This window comes from Pseudomonas sp. TKO26 (assembly GCF_003225665.1).
Lineage (GTDB): Bacteria > Pseudomonadota > Gammaproteobacteria > Pseudomonadales > Pseudomonadaceae > Aquipseudomonas > Aquipseudomonas saponiphila.
Map to the genome: position 1 here is coordinate 68,611 of NZ_QKLN01000040.1, position 16,855 is coordinate 85,465.

Here is a 16,855-nt window from a genome sequence, read left to right on the forward strand (position 1 = left end):
GATCAGGCTGGGCGCGCTCAGGCGGCGTTCTTGTTGGCTTTCTTCTGGGCATGGGCCACGGCGGCGGCCCGCACCCAGGCGCCGTCATCGATGGCTTTGCGGCGGGTTTCCAGGCGCTCCTGGTTGCATGGGCCATTGCCCTTGAGCACCTCGTAGAATTCCTGCCACTGGATCTGGCCGAAGTCGTAGTGGCCGCGCTCGGCGTTCCACTTCAGGTCCGGGTCGGGGCAGGTACAGCCCAGCAACTCCAGCTGCGGGATGGTCTGGTCGATGAAGCGCTGGCGCAGTTCGTCGTTGCTCTGGCGCTTGATCTTCCAGGCCATGGACTGGGCGCTGTTGGGCGAGTGTTCGTCGCTGGGGCCGAACATCATCAGGGCCGGCCACCAAAGGCGGTCGATGGCGTCCTGGACCATGTCCTTCTGCGCCTGGTTGCCCTCGCGCATCATGGTCAGGAGGATTTCGTAGCCCTGGCGCTGGTGAAAGCTCTCTTCCTTGCAGATGCGCACCATGGCCCGTGCATAGGGGCCGTAGGAGGTGCGCTGCAGCACCACCTGGTTGACGATGGCGGCACCGTCCACCAGCCAGCCCACCGCACCCATGTCGGCCCAGTTCAGGGTCGGGTAGTTGAAGATGCTCGAGTACTTGGCGCGGCCGCTGTGGAGCTTGGCGATTTCCTCGTCGCGGTCGGCACCCAGGGTTTCCATGGCGCTGTACAGGTACAGGCCGTGGCCGGCTTCGTCCTGGATCTTGGCCATCAGTTGCAGCTTGCGCTTGAGGGTCGGGGCGCGGGTCACCCAGTTGCCTTCGGGCAGCATGCCGACGATTTCCGAGTGGGCGTGCTGGGAGATCTGCCGGATCAGCGTCTGGCGGTAGGCATCGGGCATCCAGTTCTTGGCCTCGATCTTGATCTCGCTATCGATTTTTTCCTGGAAGGTGCGTTCCTGCTCGGACATTTCTGCCAGCGGCGTGATGCGCTTGACCCCCGTGTCTACCAGCTGTGCGTACATGCAGTGTCTCCCGGGTTGAAGGTGTGGGTGAGGCTGTGATGTTTATATGTGATACACAAATAAATATCAAATACAAAATAGCGTGTCATGTTTGGTTTGTGTATCGCTTTGCCGACACGCTGTTTCTCCGGGCAAAAAAAAGCCCCGTCATCACGGGGCAGATGGGCATGCTAATCACTACTTGCGCTTGTCGAGCACTCGGCAGGCCTTGCCCTCGGAACGCTTCAGGCTGAACGGTGGCTGCAAAACGATACGCGAGCTGATGCCGATGTGGTTCTTTATGTGGCGACTCAGCTCGCTGCAGATGGTCCGTTGTTGCTGGTCCCCCAGGTGCTGGTGCTCGCTCTTGAGCTCGACGTGGATGTCGACGCTGTCGAGATTGCCGTGGCGGTACAGGTGGATCTCGTAGCAGGGCGCCAGGTGCTCGGCCTTGAGCACCAGCTCCTCGACCTGGGTGGGGAACACGTTGACCCCGCGAATGATCAGCATGTCGTCGCTGCGCCCGGTGATCTTGTCGATGCGCCGCATGGGGCGTGCGGTTCCCGGTAGCAGGCGGGTCAGGTCGCGGGTGCGGTAGCGGATCATCGGCAGCGCCTCCTTGGTCAGGGAGGTGAGCACCAGTTCGCCCATTTCCCCGTCGGGCAGGACCTGGCCGGTCAGCGGATCGATGATCTCTGGATAGAAGTGGTCTTCCCACAGGGTCGGTCCGTCGCGGGTTTCGGCGCATTCCATGGCCACCCCGGGGCCAATGATTTCCGACAGTCCGTAGATGTCCAGGGCGCTGATGCCCAGGCGCCGTTCGATGGCGCCGCGCAGTTCATCGGTCCAGGGCTCGGCGCCGAAGATACCCAGGCGCAGCGCCAGTTGCTGCGGGTCCAGGCCCTGGCGTTCGATCTCGTCGGCGATGTTGAGCATGTAGGAGGGCGTGACCATGATGATGTCCGGCTGGAAATCCTTGATCAGTTGCACCTGCTTTTCGGTCTGGCCGCCGGACATGGGGATCACCGTACAGCCCAAGCGTTCGGCGCCGTAGTGCGCTCCCAGGCCGCCAGTGAACAGGCCGTAGCCGTAGGAAATATGCACCTTGTCCCCCGGCCGGCCGCCGGCGGCGCGGATCGAGCGCGCCACTACCTGGGCCCAGGTGTCGATGTCGTTGCGGGTGTAGCCGACCACCGTGGGCTTGCCGGTGGTGCCGCTGGAGGCGTGTAGGCGCACCACCTCGTGCATCGGCACCGCGAACATGCCGTAGGGATAGTGGTCCCGCAGGTCGGACTTGGTGGTGAAGGGCAGTTGCGCCAGGTCTTCCAGGCGGCGGATGTCCTGGGGGTGCACGCCCTGGGCGTCGAAGCGCTGGCGATACAGGGGCACCCGCTCGTAGGCATGGTTGAGGCTCCAGCGCAGGCGCTCCAGTTGATGCTGGCGCAACTGGTCGATGCTGGCGGTTTCCATCGGGTCCAGCAGGGGGGCGGGCACGGTTCGGGCAATCGGCATGTTCATGGTTTCACTCGAATTGTTGTTGTGTTGTCACTCGCCGGTAGGCGGGTTCTGAGTGCATGCAGGGATGAAGTCCTGAAGTAGTTACAGCCTCTCGATGATCAGTGCAATGCCTTGGCCGACCCCGATGCACATGGTGCACAGGGCATAACGTCCCTGACGCTGCTCCAGTTCGTGCAGGGCGGTGGTCACCAGCCGCGCACCGCTCATGCCCAGGGGATGCCCCAGGGCAATGGCGCCGCCGTTGGGGTTGACCCGCGGGTCGTCGTCCGCCAGCCCCAGTTCGCGCAGCACCGCCAGGGCCTGGGCGGCAAAGGCCTCGTTGAGCTCGATGACGTCCAGGTCCGCCAGGCTGAGCTGGGCCAGGTCCAGCACCTTGCGACAGGCTGGCACCGGGCCGATGCCCATGATCCTGGGCTCGACCCCGGCGGTGGCCATGGCCACCACCCGGCCCCGGGGCCGCAGGTCATGGCGCTGGGCCAGGGCCGGACTGGCCAGCAGCAGGGCGCAGGCGCCGTCGTTGAGTCCCGAGGCGTTGCCGGCAGTGACGCTGCCATCACGGCGGAAGGGCGTCGGCAGTTTCTGCAACTGCTCCAGGGTGGTTGCGGCCCGCGGGTGCTCATCCACGGCGATCTCCAACGGCGGGCCTTTGCGCTGGGCAATGCTCACCGTGACGATCTCCCGGGCCAGGCGGCCACTGGCCTGGGCCGCGCAGGCCCGCAACTGGCTGCGCAGGGCGAAGGCGTCCTGGTCGGCGCGGGAGATGTTGAACTGCTCGGCGACGTTCTCGGCGGTTTCGGCCATCGAATCGATGCCGTACTGCTGCTGCATCAAGGGGTTGACGAAACGCCAGCCCAGGGTGGTGTCGTACAGCTCGGCCTGGCGCGAGAAGGCGCTTTCGGCCTTGGCCAGCACCAGCGGCGCCCGGGACATGGACTCCACGCCGCCGGCCAGGACCAGCCCGGCCTCGCCACTGCGAATCGCGCGGGCGGCGCTGCCCACGGCGTCCAGCCCGGAGCCGCACAGCCGATTGAGGGTGACCGCCGATACGCCGGTGGGCAGCCCGGCCAGTAGCGCCGACATGCGGGCCACGTTGCGGTTGTCTTCGCCGGCCTGGTTGGCGCAGCCGTAGATCAGGTCGTCAACCTCGCTCCAGTCGACCTGCGGATGGCGGCGCAGCAATTCACGCAGGGGGATCGCCCCCAGGTCATCGGCGCGCACGCTGCTCAGCGCTCCGGCGTAGCGCCCGATCGGGGTTCGGACGGCATCGATGATCAGTGCGTCATTCATGGTCTGTCTCCTGTGTCAGCACTGGGCCGCGCACTTTGTAGGATTTGCCTTGAAACAGGGCAATCAGCTGTCCCTGCTGGTTTTCGATACGAACCGCATAGTGCCCTGTGCGCCCCTTGCGGTTCTGTTCATGGCAGTCGGCGGTCAGGGCGTCGCCCTGATGCGCCGGCGCGATGTATTCGATGCTGCAGCCCATGGCCACCGTGGCTTGGTCATAGCTGTTGCAGGCCATGGCGAATGCCGAGTCGGCGAGGGCGAAGAGCACGCCGCCGTGGCAGGTGCCGTGGCCCTGGAGCATGTCCTGGGTCACGGTCATGCCCAGCCGGGCCGCGCCGGGGGCCACCGAGAGCAGGCGCATGCCCATTGCGTTGCTGGCCCTGTCGCGTTCGAAAAGACGCTGGGCGCAGCGTCGAGCCAGTTCCATGGCGTCATGCTCAGTCATGAAACCCCCTCCCTTCAGCCGCGTAGCGCCGCAGCAGCAGGGACGGCCGGTAGCGCTCCTCGCCGTAGGTGCCCTGGAGGTTTTCCAGCACCTTGAGCAGAGGTTCCAGGCCCAGCCGGTCGGCCCAGGCCAGAGGGCCCTGGGGGTAGTTGACCCCGCTGCGCATGGCCAGATCGATATCCGCCGCCGAGGCCACGCCCTGCAACACGGCATCGGCGGCTTCGTTGGCGAGCATGGCCACGGTGCGCAATACGGCCAGGGCCGGTGTGTCGCTGAGTCGGCTGACCTGCAGTCCGGCTCGTTGCAGCAAGGCGACGGCCTGGTCCAGGGCCTTGGGGGCGATTGCGCCGGAGCAACTGACGGCCAGGCGGCTGGCTTGGCGATAGTCCAGCGCCAGGTCCAACAGCACCAGGTTGTTGCCCAGGCCTTCGTCCCGGGCCCGTTGGCCGGCCGGGCGACCGTCGCTCGGCGCGAGGATCGCCTCGCCGACCCGCAGCAGGCCGCGACCGTCGCGGCGGATCACCTGGACGCCCTGGTTCTCCAGGCGCTGGACCAGGGGCGCGGCCCAGCCCAGGTCGCCCTCCAGCACGCAGTGCTCGATGACGGCGTCGCTGCTCAACCCGGCCGCGGGCGGACGTGGCGCGCCGTCGGCGTAGGCGTAGAAGCCCTGGCCGCTCTTGCGCCCCAGGTAGCCGGCGTCCACCAGTTCCTTCTGGATCAGTGAAGGCTGGTAGCGTGGGTCACCGTAATAGGCTGCGTGCACCGAGCAGGTCACCGCGTAGTTGATGTCCTGACCGATCAGGTCGGTGAGTTCGAAGGCGCCCATGGCGAAGCCGCCGGCCTCGCGCAGCAGCGCGTCGAGGGTGGCGCAGTCCGCGGCCCCTTCCTGCAGCAGGCGCAGGCTTTCGCCATAGAAGGGCCGGGCCACGCGATTGACGATAAAGCCCGGGGTCGAGCGGCTATGCACCGGATGCTTGCCCCAGCGACTCATGGTCTGGTATAGGCGGTCCGCCAGGACCGGGTCGCTGGCCAGTCCGCGCACCACCTCCACCAGGGCCATCACCGGCGCGGGGTTGAAGAAGTGCAGCCCCAGCAGGCGCCGTGGGTGTTGCAGGTCGGCGGCAATCGCGGTGATCGACAAGGAAGAGGTATTGCTGGCAAGGATGCAGTCGGCGCGACACAGGGCTTCCAGCTCGGCGAACAGTTGCTGTTTGGCCGGCAGCTGTTCGGCGATGGCTTCGATGATCAGGTCGCTGTCCGCCAGTTGTTCCAGGCTCTGCGCCGCTTGCAGGCGGCGGCGGACGTCCTCCAGGGCGCTCTGTTCAAGCTTGCCTTTGAGTACCCGTTGGCCGAGCCGCTGGTCGATCGCGGCAATGGCCTGGGCCGCCGCTTCCGGCCGCTGGTCCAGCAGCAGCACCGGATGCCCGGCCTGGGCCGCGACCTGGGCGATGCCGGCCCCCATGGCCCCGGCGCCGACCACGGCAATGCGTGCGTTATGGCTGAGTGGGCCCATGTTCAGCACCCCTTGAAGACGGGGCTGCGTTTTTCCATGAAGGCGCTGACGCCCTCGCGGTAGTCCTCGCTGCGGCCCGCCAGGCGCTGCAGGTCGCGCTCCAGGTCCAGCTGCTGGTCGAAGCTGTTGTGCAGGCTGGCATTCAGGCTGCGCTTGATCAGGGCCAGGCCGTAGGTGGGCTGGCTGGCCAGGTGGCGGGCCAGGCGCAGGGCTTCGTCCCGCAGCGCGTCGTCGTCCACGCATTGGTGGATCAGCCCCCACTGTTCGGCCTGTTCGGCGCTCAGGCGATTGCCCAGCAGGGCCAGGGACTTGGCTCGGGCCATGCCTACCAGCCGGGGCAGCAGCCAGGTGCCGCCGGAATCGGGAATCAGCCCGAGCTTGCAGAACGCCTGGATAAAGCTCGCGGAGCGCGCCGCCAGCACCAGATCGCAAGCTAGGGGCAGGTTGGCCCCGGCGCCGGCGGCCACGCCGTTGACCGCGCAGATCACCGGCAGTGGCAGGTCGCGCAGCTCGCGTATCAGCGGGTTGTAGAACGCTTCGATGGATTGCCCCAGGTCCGGCGGTGCCTCGCCGGGGGCGACGTTACGCTCGCCCAGGTCCTGCCCGGCGCAGAAGCCGCGGCCTTCGCCGGTCAGCAGCAACACCCGCACCTCGGGGTTGTTGCGCACCAGCTTGAGGGCGCTGCGCAGCTCGCCGTGCATCTGCGCAGTGAAGCTGTTGAGCTGTTCGGGACGGTTGAGGCTGACAAGGGCGACGCCCTGGTCAATGGAGAACAAGAGGCTGGCGAAGTTCATGGTCGGGACACTCTGTGCAGGTCGAAAGGGACGGTGCGGGTTGTTCTCAGTGGCCCGAGAACTGCGCCGGGCGTTTTTCCTGGAATGCGGCGATGCCTTCCTCGCGGTCGCGGGTGCCGGCCAGCACGGTAAAGGCATGGCGTTCCAGGCGCAGGCCGCTGGCCAGGTCGGTGTCCATGGCCTTGAGCAGCGCCTCCTTGGCCAGGCGCAGCGCCAGTGGCGCCTTGCCGGCGATCAGGCGGGCCAGTTGCAGGGCGCGCTCGACCACCAGTTCCGGCTGGGTGACTTCGCTCACCAGGCCGGCGCGCAGGGCATGCCGGGCATCTATGGCTTCGCCCGTGAGCACCATCTGCATGGCCAGGGACTTGCCGACGGTGCGCGGCAGGCGCTGGGTGCCGCCGGCACCGGGCATGATCCCGAGATTGATTTCCGGTTGGCCGAAGCGCGCGTCCTCGCCCGCGATGATGATGTCGGCGTGCATGGCCAGCTCGCAGCCGCCACCGAGAGCGAAGCCGTTGACCGCGGCAATCAGCGGTTTGCCGAAGCGGCGGATCTGTTCCCAGCTGGACTGGCGCGGATCGTTGAGGATGCCGGTCAGGTCGCGTTCGGCCATTTCCTTGAGGTCGGCACCGGCGGCGAACGCCTTGCGGTTGCCGGTCAGGACCACGACCTGGGTGTGCGGGTCGGCCTCGGCTTCTGCCAGGGCTTGCGCCAGCTCCGCCAGCAGGGCAGTGGTCAGGGCGTTGAGGGCTTGCGGACGTTGCAGGGTGATCAGGCGAACACCGCCGCCCAGGGTTTCGACTGCAAGGTGTTGAGGCATGGTGAACCTCCTCGGGAGGTTGCGGCCGGTTGCCGGCTCGATTGTTGGATCGGCTGGGGAGCCGGTTTTGGCCGAGTATATCGTCAATGCGATACATAAAATCAATAGTGAGTAGATTTAATGTGTCTCATTGTTTTCCGAGGATGGGGTGTGATTGGACAGAAGGGCTGGCTTGATCAGCCGCTGGATGAAGGCTGAGCTGTTATCCGTATGTAGCCTGCTGGCCTGCCACTGCTTCTTGTGTGCTGAGAATGATCTGATACAGAATGCCGGCGCTGTTGGCTTGTAATGGGCTTGACTCGCGTCGCGCTGTTGCGCTGCCGCATTCGCCGGCAAGCCGGCTCCTACAACGATGGTCTTTGAGTGTTTGGCGGGGGGAGAGCATGACGTGTTACAGCCTCGATGGATTGACTCCAGTGGTCGATCCCAGTGCTTATGTACACCCTTCGGCGGTGCTGATCGGTGATGTGATCGTCGGTCCGCACTGTTATGTCGGTCCGCTGGCCAGCCTGCGGGGGGACTTCGGGCGGATCATCCTCGAAGAGGGCGCCAATCTGCAGGACACCTGTGTCATGCACGGCTTTCCCGAGAGCGATACGGTGGTCGAGCGCAACGGCCATATCGGCCATGGCGCGGTGCTGCATGGCTGCAGGATCGGCGCCGATGCGCTGGTGGGCATGAACGCGGTGGTGATGGATAACGCGGTTATCGCGGCGCGATCTTTCGTTTCGGCGGCGGCTTTCGTCAAGGCCGGCTTTGCCTGTGAGCCGCAGTCGCTGGTGATGGGCGCGCCGGCTCGGGTCACGCGGACCTTGAGTGATCAGGAGGTGGCCTGGAAACAGGCCGGCACCCGTGAATATCAGCACCTGACCCGACGCTGCCTGGCACAGATGCAGGTCTGTGAGCCACTGCCGCAGGTGGAGCCTGACCGGCCACGTTTTGCCGGCAGCCAGGTGCGTCCCAAGCACAGTCTTTGAGGCCAAGCGCAGCAATCAACAGCTCGGGCCGCTGCTGGCCGTTGAAACCCGCTATATTTCTTCCTTTTTTTCCGGTACGTCCATGTCGTCCCTTGCGCCACTGAATCATCTGATCAAACGCTTTCAGGAACAGACCCCGATCCGCGCCAGTTCGCTGATCATCACCTTGTACGGCGATGCCATCGAGCCCCATGGCGGCACGGTCTGGCTGGGTAGCCTGATCCAACTGCTGGAACCCATGGGGATCAACGAGCGACTGATCCGCACCTCGATCTTTCGTTTGAGCAAGGAGGGCTGGCTGAGCGCCGAAAAGGTCGGGCGGCGCAGCTACTACAGCCTGACCCTCAGCGGTCGCCGGCGTTTCGACAAGGCCTTCAAGCGGGTGTACAGCGCTGCTGTGCCGGCTTGGGATGGCTCCTGGTGCCTGGTGATGCTCTCGCAGTTGCAACCGGAGTTGCGCAAGCAGGTGCGGGAGGAGTTGGAATGGCAAGGATTCGCCGCGATGTCGCCGCTGTTGCTGGCCTGCCCGCGCAGCGATCGCGCCGACGTCAATGCCACCTTGCAGGAACTGGGCGCCCTGGAAGACACCATTGTCTTTAGCACCACGGCCGAGGATGTCCTGGGTTCCAGGGCCCTGCGCCTGCAGGTGCGCGAGAGTTGGAACATCGATGAGCTGGCGGCGCATTACAGCGAGTTCATTCAGTTGTTCCGCCCGCTCTGGCAGGCGCTGCGGGAGCAGGAGCAACTGCAGCCGGAGGACTGTTTCCTGGCCCGTCTGCTGCTGATCCACGAGTACCGCAAGCTGTTGCTGCGTGATCCGCAGTTGCCGGACGAGCTGCTTCCCGGGGACTGGGAGGGTCGGGCGGCGCGCCAGCTGTGCCGCAATATCTATCGCCTGATCCAGGCCCGGGCCGAGCAATGGCTGGCCAGCGCCCTGGAAAACGCCGACGGCCCGCTGCCGGATGTCGGCGAGAGCTACTACCGGCGTTTTGGCGGACTGCTCTAGGTGCAAGCTTTGCTGATCGGGCCGGTCAGTCTCGGCGATCCGTTGATGGGGCGGATGGTTGCGCGGCAAAGGCGCCTAAAGTGCGCTGGCTAGTTGCCAGAAACAGGGTTGGCGGCGTGCTGTTCATAACAGCAGAAACAACCAGCGGCTGAGCGCGTAAGTTGTCGAGGAGGGAGAGATAGATAGCGTGCTTAGTTGTTTGTCTTGAATAACGGATCACCCCTTGGGGTGATCCGTTAACAGCACCGCTTACTTGGGCATGGCCCAGGACTGCAAGATATAACCTTCCTGGCTCAGTTCAGCCCGGGCCTGCTTGAGCAGGTCTTCGAGCTGGGCCGGATCGGAGTAGGCGCTGGTGGGGATGCGGGTCTGGCCGATACGGGTGCTGGTACGGTCGACGACGGTCAGGCTCAGTTCGCCGTTCCCGTCCTGTGGGGCCCAGGCCACGCATTGAAAAGGCTTGAATGCGCGGTCGGCGATCAACAGTGCTTCGTTTCTACGGAGCGGGGCGTTCATGGGGTCTTCTCTCAGTGTGCCCAATCAGATGATGTGCCGTCGGTTGGGCTTACCGTTCGGCTGGTTATGTGTACTGATGCACTGAGGTGGGGATCGGGTCACACGGAAAAACAAGTTTTTACAACTTTCGTGCTGCACGCCTGTGTGCGGGCCATTAGTTGCGGCGCTTTTAAAAAACTACTGCGACAATCAGTCGCTCGCAGAGCCAGTTCGCCGACGTCTTAGTTCTTTTGGTAATCAAGGCTATAAGCAATCGATACATTTGCTCGTCAAGTTCTTGCTAATGTTACAGCCAGGTTTCCCAAACCACTGTTTCTAATAACTTTTTCGAACTTTTGGCGTCAAGGAATGCTCATGCTCGAAGCTCCTGTGCAGCGTCGCTTGCTGGTGGTCGATCCTTGTGACGATTGCCATCGTCTGTTACCCGGATTGCGCGCCATAGGGTGGGATGTCGACAGCTGTGACCTGGAAGCGGCCCGCGAGCGTTCCTGCGATGTTGGCCTGTTGCGCTTGCAGCCCTGTCATCTGGAGCGCGCGGAGGCGGTCAAGGAGCTGATCAGCCACAGCGGCACCGAGTGGATTGCGGTGTTGAGTCCTGAAGTGCTGCGCCTGCAGAAGGTCGGTGACTTCGTCTGCGAATGGTTTTTCGATTTCCATACGCTACCGTTCGACGTATCCCGGGTTCAGGTCACCCTGGGCCGGGCCTTTGGCATGGCTCGCCTGCGCGGCCAGGGCTCGATTCATGTGGATCAGCCCGAGCACGAGTTGCTCGGGGACAGCCGGACGATCCGCGACTTGCGCAAGTTATTGAGCAAGCTCGCGCCCACCGAGTCGCCGGTGCTGATCCGCGGCGAGAGCGGCACCGGCAAGGAGCTGGTGGCGCGCACCCTGCATCGCCAGTCCCAGCGGCATGACAAGCCCTTTGTGGCGATCAACTGCGGGGCGATTCCCGAGCATCTGATCCAGTCCGAGCTCTTCGGTCATGAAAAGGGAGCCTTTACCGGGGCCCACCAGCGCAAGGTCGGACGGATCGAGGCCGCCCATGGCGGCACCTTGTTTCTCGATGAGATCGGTGACCTGCCACTGGAACTGCAAGCCAACCTGTTGCGCTTTCTGCAGGAAAAACACATCGAGCGGGTCGGTGGCAGCCAGCCGATTCCGGTGGATGTGCGAGTCCTGGCGGCGACCCACGTCGATCTGGAGGCGGCCATCACCGCTGGCCGTTTCCGTGAAGACCTGTACTACCGGCTGAATGTGTTGCAGGTGATCACCGCGCCCTTGCGCGAGCGTCATGGTGATCTGGGCATGCTCGCCAGTCACTTTGCCCATTTCTACAGCCAGGAAACCGGCCGCCGACCCCGCAGTTTCAGCGAGGACGCCCTGGTGGCCATGGGCAAGCACGATTGGCCGGGCAATGTCCGTGAACTGGCCAACCGGGTGCGCCGGGGCCTGGTGCTGGCCGAGGGGCGGCAGATTCAGGCCAGTGATCTGGGGCTGCAGAGCCTTCAGGCCCAGGATTTGCCCATGGGCACCCTGGAGGACTACAAGCACCGCGCCGAACGCGAGGCCCTGTGCGATGTGCTCAACCGGCACGGCGACAACCTCAGCGTTGCGGCCCGGGTGCTGGGTATCTCGCGCCCGACCTTCTACCGTTTGCTGCACAAGCATCAGATCCGCTAGGGCGAAAAACGCCAAGGCCCGCAGCGATCGGACAATCGCGGCGGGCCTTGGTTGTTAGCGGGTGGATCAGAAGTAGTAGGGGAATTTCAGGCTGAAGGTGAAGTCCGGTGCGTCCTGGGTCATGCCCAGGGACAGGTTGGGCACGACGGTCAGGTGCTCGGTGGCGGCAATGGTCATGCCGACGTTGAAGTAGGCGGCGTTGGCGTCGCTGGACTCTACCGTTTGCCAGTCCTGCCCGGTGTACTTGATCTTGCTCTTCTTCTGGATCTGATCCGACACCGAGAACGCCATGCTCATCTTTTCGTTGAGGGCGAAGGCTACGCCGGCGCCAATCTGGAAGCTGTCGCCCAATTGCACCTTGCCGGGGATCTTCTGCCCGGCATTGGAACTGATGTCGCCGAACGATTCTTCCAGGTTGTGGGTGTAGGACAGGCTGCCGAACAGCACCGCCGGGTCGAAGGTCTTGACCAGCGAGATCCCGGGGGTCACCGACCAGACACCATTACCGGTCGGCAGGCTTTCAGGCACGACCAGGTTGTTGTTGCCAGGGTCCGGATTGGTGAACTTGATGCCGAAAGGGTCCTTGCCGGTGGGCGCCTTGACCCGCAGGCTGACCACGGCGTCGGGCAGGGAGTCGGACTCGTCGAGGAACTTGTAGGCCACCCCGACGTTGACGTCACCCAGGGTCGGATCGCGAGTAACGGTGCTTTCCGAGATGGATTGGCTGCTGCCGCCGTTTGCGCCGCCCGACTGGTAAGTCGATTCGCGATAGACAACCGGCGCGTTTATATCGAATTGCCAGCGGTTATCCAGGTTGTAGCGGGCGGTCAGGTCCAGGGTCCAGGTGTCGGACTTGATCCGGTCCAGGTTGACGGTGCCCAGCAGGATCGAGTCCAGCGCCAGAAAGCCGTTGAGGGTCAGCTGGCGGGTGTCGTAGCGGGCGTAGCTGATGCCCGTTTCAACGCTGAACTTGCCACCACCGAAGAATCCGCTGGCCTCGTCGTAGAGGTTGGTCACGCTCTGCGCCGGCGTCGAGTCATCCTTGAGTGACTGGCCATAGCTCGCGCCCCCCGCTGCGCCCCCTGACGCTGCTGCGGCGCCTCTGCCAGCCACCTGCTGGTTGCCCTTGAGGTCGGCGGGTGATTTGGCCAGGCGCTTGGGCGGCGGCGCCGCGGGTTGGTCTTCGACTTGGCGTACCCTTTGTTCCAATACTGCTAGCGCCTTCTGCTGCACTTCGTAACGTTGCTTCAGCTCCAGAAGTTCCTGTTTCAGGGTCTCTACGTCCGCATCAGGCGCCGCCTGCAAGGCCGCCGCCGGAAATAGAGTGCTCAAACATACAACTGCGCGCAGTGAAACCGATCGATACATGAAATAAACCGTCCCTTGTGAACCCCAATGGTCGAAAAAAGCGTAGTTCAAAATTTCAGATTGCGTAGTCCGTTTAGGGTGGTCAGGTTGCAGTCCAGTGCCCCTTTGCTGGGGCCGTTGTTTTGCAGGACTACGTTGAGCTGGGTCAGGTTGCTGACCAGGTTGCTGTTGCCCAGCAGCCGGGTGTTCTGCAGGACGTTGCCCTGGCCCACCTGCTGCAAGGTTCCGCCCTGATTGGCGCTGGCCAGAATGGCCATCTGGATCCCGCCGTTGATCGCCGACACCGAGACGCTGCCGGCGGCATTGCTGCCGGTGATGGTCTGGCCGCTGAGCAGGGCCTGGCCGGGGTTGCTGCTCAGGCCGGGCGCCTGGTTGGCCTCGCTGACATTGATGCTGACGTTGTTGTAGGCGCTGTTGCCGTCGCCGGCGGCACGCACCACCTGGGTCACGCCCTGGCCGGTACCCAGGCCGGCGCCACCGATCACGTTGCCGCTGCCTTGGGCAGGAGTGCTGCCGTTACCGGCCTGGTTGATGGTGGTGACGTAGAACTGCGGGGTGACGGTGGACTGCTGAATCTGCAGGGTACTGGTGGCGCCAATCAGGTCGCCGCTGGCGTTGCGCCAGGTACTGCTCATGACGATGCCGAAACTGATGATGCGTCCCGGCATTACATAACGCCCGCGCATTTGCGAGAGTTCCTGGTCCTGCACTTCGATGGGCTTGAAACCAGCATGGGCTGGAAGCGCTGCTGCCAGACAGGCCGCTGCCAGCCAGTATGTAGTCTTCATCTGCTGCTCCCGGAGCGTCCTGCCCCCCGTTTTAGCGTGGCGCGCTCCTTTTAGAAGAAGTCGCTCTGGATGAAACCGAAATCCATCAGTTCCGCGTCTTTGACTGGATAGAAGGTATCGAGCTTGTTTTTCGCGGTCAGCGGGGCGGGCGGGTCGAGCAAGGCATTGGTCTTGTCATAGCCCGGGCCGATGATGGCAAAGACGATGCCGTTCCAGCCCTTGACGAAGTCTTCATGGGTGTAGCGTTTGTGACCCAGTACCGGATCACCGATGTAGACCCAGTCTTTCTGGGCCCGCTGCATCACCACGAAGTGTTTGTAGCCGCGAATTTCCATCAATACGATCACCGGGATGGTCACTGCCTCGAGCTTTTCCGGAGGAATCCGGTAGCCCCTGGCGCGCATGCCGATGCTTTCCGCATAGCGTTTCATGTCAAGCATCGAGAAGCCCTGAGTCTGGACCAGCTTCTGGTCCGAATTCATCAGCATGCCCTTGATCACTTGTTCCTCGTTGACGTCCAGCCAGTAGGCCTGGCGCAGGATGGTTGCCAGCGCTGCGGCACCGCAGCTGAAGTCGGTCTTCTGTTCGACGATGTCGCTGAATTTGCGCTCACGCACGCTCTGCACTTGCTTGAAGATCAGGCCGCCGCCCGCGAGCCCGGCCACGGCCATCTGCGCGGAGTACACGGGGCCGCATAGGCTCAACAGTAGAATGATGATCGCAGTACGCATGATCGTTACGCCTGGTGAGACTGTGGAAAAGCCCCGTTTCCGGGGCTTTCGTTACGATCGCTACTACATGCAGGCTTTGCAGCCGGCGGCGATGGACAGCGAGTTGCTTTGTTGGTTGCCCACACCAGCCGAGACGTTGGCGCCGCCGTTGCCGGAGAAGCCGTTCATCGAGTTGGTCATGCTGGCGTTGTTGACCACTGGGTTTTTCCAGCCGTCTTTGGTCAGCACTTGCTGGGTCCAGAAGCCAGCCAGTTCGATGGTGCCTTGTTCCTTGAAGGTGAGTTTTTGATCGTCGTTGCCGTGGCCTTTGTTGTCGCCATAGCCATGGCCGCTGTGATCGTCGCCGCCTTCGATCTTGCCGCTGCCGGTGCCTTTGTAGGTGCCGGAGGCCACGAAGCCGCCAGTGAGGGTGTCTTTTTTGTAGGCTTGGACACCTTTGTTATCCACCACCAGGTTGGTGGAGGTTTGGTTGGCCGAGGCGGCGGCGGTGGCTACGCGACCACCGGATACGGCAATGGCCAGGTTGTTTTTCTGTTGGTTGAAGTCGCCGGCGGTAACGTTGACGCCGATGTTGCCGGAGCCGTTGTTGCCGGAGTTGTTCATCGTAGCGTTGTTCTGGGTCGACGAGTTTTTCACGTAGTTGTTGTTGTTGACCTGGGTGGCGCTGGAAGCGGCCACGGCGCTGCCGAAGATGAAGCTTTCGTCAGCGGTTGCCAGGGCGGCGGCATTGTCTTGTTGGTTGCCGTCGCCGGCGGCGACGTTGGCGCCCATGTTGCCGTTGGAGCTGTTCAGGGAGTTGTCCATCTTGGCGTTGTTGTTGGTGCCCTGATTTTTCACCACGTTGGTGTTGCTGTTCTGCACGTCGATCACTGCAGCACCGGCCCCAGCGGTGATTTGCAGCAGAGTGTTGAGATCCGGACCTTGGTTGTGATCGCCATGGCCATTGCCATGACCGCCGTTGTTACCATGTTCGTTACCACCTGCCTGAGCGGCCATTGCCATGACTGCGGCCAGTGCGAAAACCAGTGGTTTGAGAGCCATTGTAGGTTTCATGGTGTTTCTCCGGTGCTTATTAGTTGGTTAAGTGTTGGTACTTTCTAATCGCACTACGACGGGTCAATCGGCGACCCGGATGCTCAGGGTGTTAGCCATGCGGTTCCCCACCCCGGCACTCTGGTTCACCTGAATCACCCCACGGCTGCCGGTGAAGGCCTGGTCGCTGGTAACGACCTGGCGGCTGCCTTGCTGAGGGTCAGATGCTCCCGAGCTTGGTAACAGCGCGACGTTCTGCTGGGAGAGCGCGCTGTCGTCGATGCTTTGCGGATTGGCACTGATGCTGATCCGCAAGGCATTGACCATCTGGTTGTTGGCCCCGGACGACTGGTTGACACCCAGTGCGCCGTTGCCGTTGCTGAACGAGTGGCCGCCGATGGTGCTGCTGGCATTGACCGAGCGGTCGGCTGGCGTGGTGATCTTCTGGGTCACGCTGGTGCTGGCCTTGGCATTGGTGCCGATGGCGATGGCCCGCACGTTGGTCTGCTGTTGCTGGTCGCCGGCGGCCTGGTTGATGTTGAGGTTGCCGGTGTAGCCCGAGCCGGAATTGTTCAGGGTCGCGGTGTCCTGGACCTGGGTGGCGCTATCGGCCATGGCTGAAGTGCAGGCCAGCAGGGCGATGAACAGCAGTGAGCGCTTCATCTCAGCGGCCTCCGATGTTGCTCAACGGCGCCATGCCGGAGCTGATGGAGCGGTTGATCGACCCGGAGATCGATGACCCGGAGCCGCCACCGTGGCCAGCGCTCATGCCGGGCAGGCCGTTGGGGTTGGTCACCACGTTGAGGCCGGCGACCCCGCTGCCACTGGGCATCACGACGCCGCGAACCAGCGAACCGCTGTTGATCCCGGCGAACTCGCTGTCGCTCATTTCGTTGTTGAGTGTGCCGGTGACCGGTCCCGACGGATTGGCGTTGACCGTGGTCGGGTTGGGATCCAGATTCAGCGGACGACCGGCGGGGGTCGGATGCACCTGGCGCTGCAGCACGATCTGGCCATTGCCTGCCGCCAGGACCGAAAGGCTGACCGCGCTGACGGCACAGCCGATCAACAGTAGGCGGGTGAAACGTTGCTTCAGAGTCCCCACGGCGGCATTCCTTCTTCTCGGTGCTGGCCCTAGTCAGCGTTGACAGGGAGAGAGCAGAAGCCGTGCCGCTTTTGATTTGTCTTGCAGATTCAATGGCTTGCGAATACGTCCCGGCGTTTGGCCACCTGACTGTTTCATGCCTGAGACAGTTCGCCATAGCGGCCACTAGCCATAACCTTGCAAATGCTCTGGAACAGGGGTTGCTGCGGGGGTGTATCAGTGACTTAACAGTTTTCCCCGCGCGTGGCGCAGGCCCCTTAATTAGCGGCCTGACCCGCCGCCGGGTGTTTCA

At 63.4% G+C, this 16,855-nt stretch carries 17 protein-coding genes; 3 read left to right on the top strand and 14 right to left on the bottom strand.

What is annotated here, in order from left to right:
• Positions 1-17: 17 nt before the first annotated feature.
• The 7 genes from paaA to paaF form a co-directional block, all read right to left on the bottom strand.
• Positions 18-1,007, bottom strand: coding sequence for a 1,2-phenylacetyl-CoA epoxidase subunit PaaA (gene paaA, locus DNK59_RS29140; RefSeq protein WP_110725542.1), 990 nt, complete (start codon positions 1,005-1,007; stop codon positions 18-20).
• 177 nt (positions 1,008-1,184) lie between these two features.
• The gene (paaK, locus tag DNK59_RS29145; RefSeq protein WP_110725543.1) at positions 1,185-2,504 is read right to left on the bottom strand and encodes a phenylacetate--CoA ligase PaaK; all 1,320 of its coding nucleotides are present in this window, start codon (positions 2,502-2,504) and stop codon (positions 1,185-1,187) included.
• 81 nt (positions 2,505-2,585) lie between these two features.
• Positions 2,586-3,791 carry a 3-oxoadipyl-CoA thiolase gene (gene pcaF / locus DNK59_RS29150; RefSeq protein WP_092314672.1) on the bottom strand — a complete coding sequence of 402 codons (1,206 nt, stop codon included), beginning with the start codon at positions 3,789-3,791 and terminating at the stop codon, positions 2,586-2,588.
• Positions 3,784-4,233 carry a hydroxyphenylacetyl-CoA thioesterase PaaI gene (gene paaI / locus DNK59_RS29155; protein ID WP_110725544.1) on the bottom strand — a complete coding sequence of 150 codons (450 nt, stop codon included), beginning with the start codon at positions 4,231-4,233 and terminating at the stop codon, positions 3,784-3,786. The genes pcaF and paaI overlap by 8 nt, the downstream gene beginning before the upstream one ends.
• Complete coding sequence (gene paaH, locus DNK59_RS29160; protein ID WP_110725545.1) at positions 4,226-5,746, bottom strand: 3-hydroxyacyl-CoA dehydrogenase PaaH; 1,521 nt, start codon at positions 5,744-5,746, stop codon at positions 4,226-4,228. Before paaH ends, paaI begins: the two co-directional genes overlap by 8 nt.
• A gap of 2 nt (positions 5,747-5,748) precedes the next feature.
• Positions 5,749-6,540, bottom strand: coding sequence for a 2-(1,2-epoxy-1,2-dihydrophenyl)acetyl-CoA isomerase PaaG (gene paaG, locus DNK59_RS29165; protein WP_110725546.1), 792 nt, complete (start codon positions 6,538-6,540; stop codon positions 5,749-5,751).
• A 46-nt stretch (positions 6,541-6,586) separates the two neighbouring features.
• Entirely contained in the window at positions 6,587-7,360 is a 774-nt protein-coding gene (gene paaF / locus DNK59_RS29170) for a 2,3-dehydroadipyl-CoA hydratase PaaF (RefSeq protein WP_110725547.1), read from the bottom strand.
• A 383-nt stretch (positions 7,361-7,743) separates the two neighbouring features.
• Between paaF and paaY the strand changes: the two genes are divergently transcribed.
• Positions 7,744-8,337 (top strand): phenylacetic acid degradation protein PaaY, encoded by a 594-nt coding sequence (paaY, locus tag DNK59_RS29175; protein ID WP_110725548.1) that lies wholly within the window; start codon positions 7,744-7,746, stop codon positions 8,335-8,337.
• 82 nt (positions 8,338-8,419) lie between these two features.
• Positions 8,420-9,343, top strand: a complete 924-nt coding sequence (paaX, locus tag DNK59_RS29180; RefSeq protein WP_092314684.1) for a phenylacetic acid degradation operon negative regulatory protein PaaX — start codon at positions 8,420-8,422, stop codon at positions 9,341-9,343.
• Positions 9,344-9,592: 249 nt separating this feature from the next.
• Here the strand turns inward: paaX and DNK59_RS29185 are convergent, their stop codons facing one another.
• Entirely contained in the window at positions 9,593-9,859 is a 267-nt protein-coding gene (locus DNK59_RS29185; RefSeq protein ID WP_092314686.1) for a hypothetical protein, read from the bottom strand.
• A gap of 354 nt (positions 9,860-10,213) precedes the next feature.
• On the opposite strand from DNK59_RS29185, the gene DNK59_RS29190 reads away from it, so the two are divergent.
• Positions 10,214-11,539, top strand: coding sequence for a sigma-54 dependent transcriptional regulator (locus tag DNK59_RS29190; RefSeq protein WP_110725549.1), 1,326 nt, complete (start codon positions 10,214-10,216; stop codon positions 11,537-11,539).
• A 66-nt stretch (positions 11,540-11,605) separates the two neighbouring features.
• Here DNK59_RS29190 and DNK59_RS29195 read toward each other — a convergent pair whose 3' ends face one another.
• The 6 genes from DNK59_RS29195 to DNK59_RS29220 all read right to left on the bottom strand — a co-directional run bounded on the left by DNK59_RS29195 (position 11,606) and on the right by DNK59_RS29220 (position 16,563).
• The gene (locus DNK59_RS29195; RefSeq protein WP_110725550.1) at positions 11,606-12,907 is read right to left on the bottom strand and encodes a hypothetical protein; all 1,302 of its coding nucleotides are present in this window, start codon (positions 12,905-12,907) and stop codon (positions 11,606-11,608) included.
• Positions 12,908-12,954: 47 nt separating this feature from the next.
• Positions 12,955-13,695 carry a hypothetical protein gene (locus tag DNK59_RS29200; protein ID WP_110725551.1) on the bottom strand — a complete coding sequence of 247 codons (741 nt, stop codon included), beginning with the start codon at positions 13,693-13,695 and terminating at the stop codon, positions 12,955-12,957.
• A gap of 50 nt (positions 13,696-13,745) precedes the next feature.
• A complete protein-coding gene (locus DNK59_RS29205; RefSeq protein WP_092314694.1) occupies positions 13,746-14,426 on the bottom strand; it encodes a C39 family peptidase in 681 nt (226 codons plus the stop codon).
• 63 nt (positions 14,427-14,489) lie between these two features.
• The gene (locus DNK59_RS29210; RefSeq protein ID WP_110725552.1) at positions 14,490-15,479 is read right to left on the bottom strand and encodes a heme utilization protein; all 990 of its coding nucleotides are present in this window, start codon (positions 15,477-15,479) and stop codon (positions 14,490-14,492) included.
• A gap of 63 nt (positions 15,480-15,542) precedes the next feature.
• Positions 15,543-16,121 carry a hypothetical protein gene (locus tag DNK59_RS29215; RefSeq protein ID WP_060839373.1) on the bottom strand — a complete coding sequence of 193 codons (579 nt, stop codon included), beginning with the start codon at positions 16,119-16,121 and terminating at the stop codon, positions 15,543-15,545.
• 1 nt (position 16,122) lies between these two features.
• Positions 16,123-16,563, bottom strand: coding sequence for a hypothetical protein (locus DNK59_RS29220; protein WP_110725553.1), 441 nt, complete (start codon positions 16,561-16,563; stop codon positions 16,123-16,125).
• Positions 16,564-16,855: the final 292 nt, after the last annotated feature.

What these genes read in the sequence shown, in the direction of transcription:
- paaG (WP_110725546.1), bottom strand. Translation starts at nt 6,540, where the DNA reads ATGAACTTCGCCAGCCTCTTGTTCTCCATTGACCAGGGCGTCGCCCTT.
- DNK59_RS29210 (WP_110725552.1), bottom strand. Translation starts at nt 15,479, where the DNA reads ATGAAACCTACAATGGCTCTCAAACCACTGGTTTTCGCACTGGCCGCA.
- DNK59_RS29215 (WP_060839373.1), bottom strand. Translation starts at nt 16,121, where the DNA reads ATGAAGCGCTCACTGCTGTTCATCGCCCTGCTGGCCTGCACTTCAGCC.
- pcaF (WP_092314672.1), bottom strand. Translation starts at nt 3,791, where the DNA reads ATGAATGACGCACTGATCATCGATGCCGTCCGAACCCCGATCGGGCGC.
- DNK59_RS29185 (WP_092314686.1), bottom strand. Translation starts at nt 9,859, where the DNA reads ATGAACGCCCCGCTCCGTAGAAACGAAGCACTGTTGATCGCCGACCGC.
- DNK59_RS29200 (WP_110725551.1), bottom strand. Translation starts at nt 13,695, where the DNA reads ATGAAGACTACATACTGGCTGGCAGCGGCCTGTCTGGCAGCAGCGCTT.
- paaX (WP_092314684.1), top strand. Translation starts at nt 8,420, where the DNA reads ATGTCGTCCCTTGCGCCACTGAATCATCTGATCAAACGCTTTCAGGAA.
- DNK59_RS29190 (WP_110725549.1), top strand. Translation starts at nt 10,214, where the DNA reads ATGCTCGAAGCTCCTGTGCAGCGTCGCTTGCTGGTGGTCGATCCTTGT.
- paaI (WP_110725544.1), bottom strand. Translation starts at nt 4,233, where the DNA reads ATGACTGAGCATGACGCCATGGAACTGGCTCGACGCTGCGCCCAGCGT.
- paaA (WP_110725542.1), bottom strand. Translation starts at nt 1,007, where the DNA reads ATGTACGCACAGCTGGTAGACACGGGGGTCAAGCGCATCACGCCGCTG.
- paaY (WP_110725548.1), top strand. Translation starts at nt 7,744, where the DNA reads ATGACGTGTTACAGCCTCGATGGATTGACTCCAGTGGTCGATCCCAGT.
- DNK59_RS29195 (WP_110725550.1), bottom strand. Translation starts at nt 12,907, where the DNA reads ATGTATCGATCGGTTTCACTGCGCGCAGTTGTATGTTTGAGCACTCTA.
- paaF (WP_110725547.1), bottom strand. Translation starts at nt 7,360, where the DNA reads ATGCCTCAACACCTTGCAGTCGAAACCCTGGGCGGCGGTGTTCGCCTG.
- DNK59_RS29205 (WP_092314694.1), bottom strand. Translation starts at nt 14,426, where the DNA reads ATGCGTACTGCGATCATCATTCTACTGTTGAGCCTATGCGGCCCCGTG.
- paaK (WP_110725543.1), bottom strand. Translation starts at nt 2,504, where the DNA reads ATGAACATGCCGATTGCCCGAACCGTGCCCGCCCCCCTGCTGGACCCG.
- paaH (WP_110725545.1), bottom strand. Translation starts at nt 5,746, where the DNA reads ATGGGCCCACTCAGCCATAACGCACGCATTGCCGTGGTCGGCGCCGGG.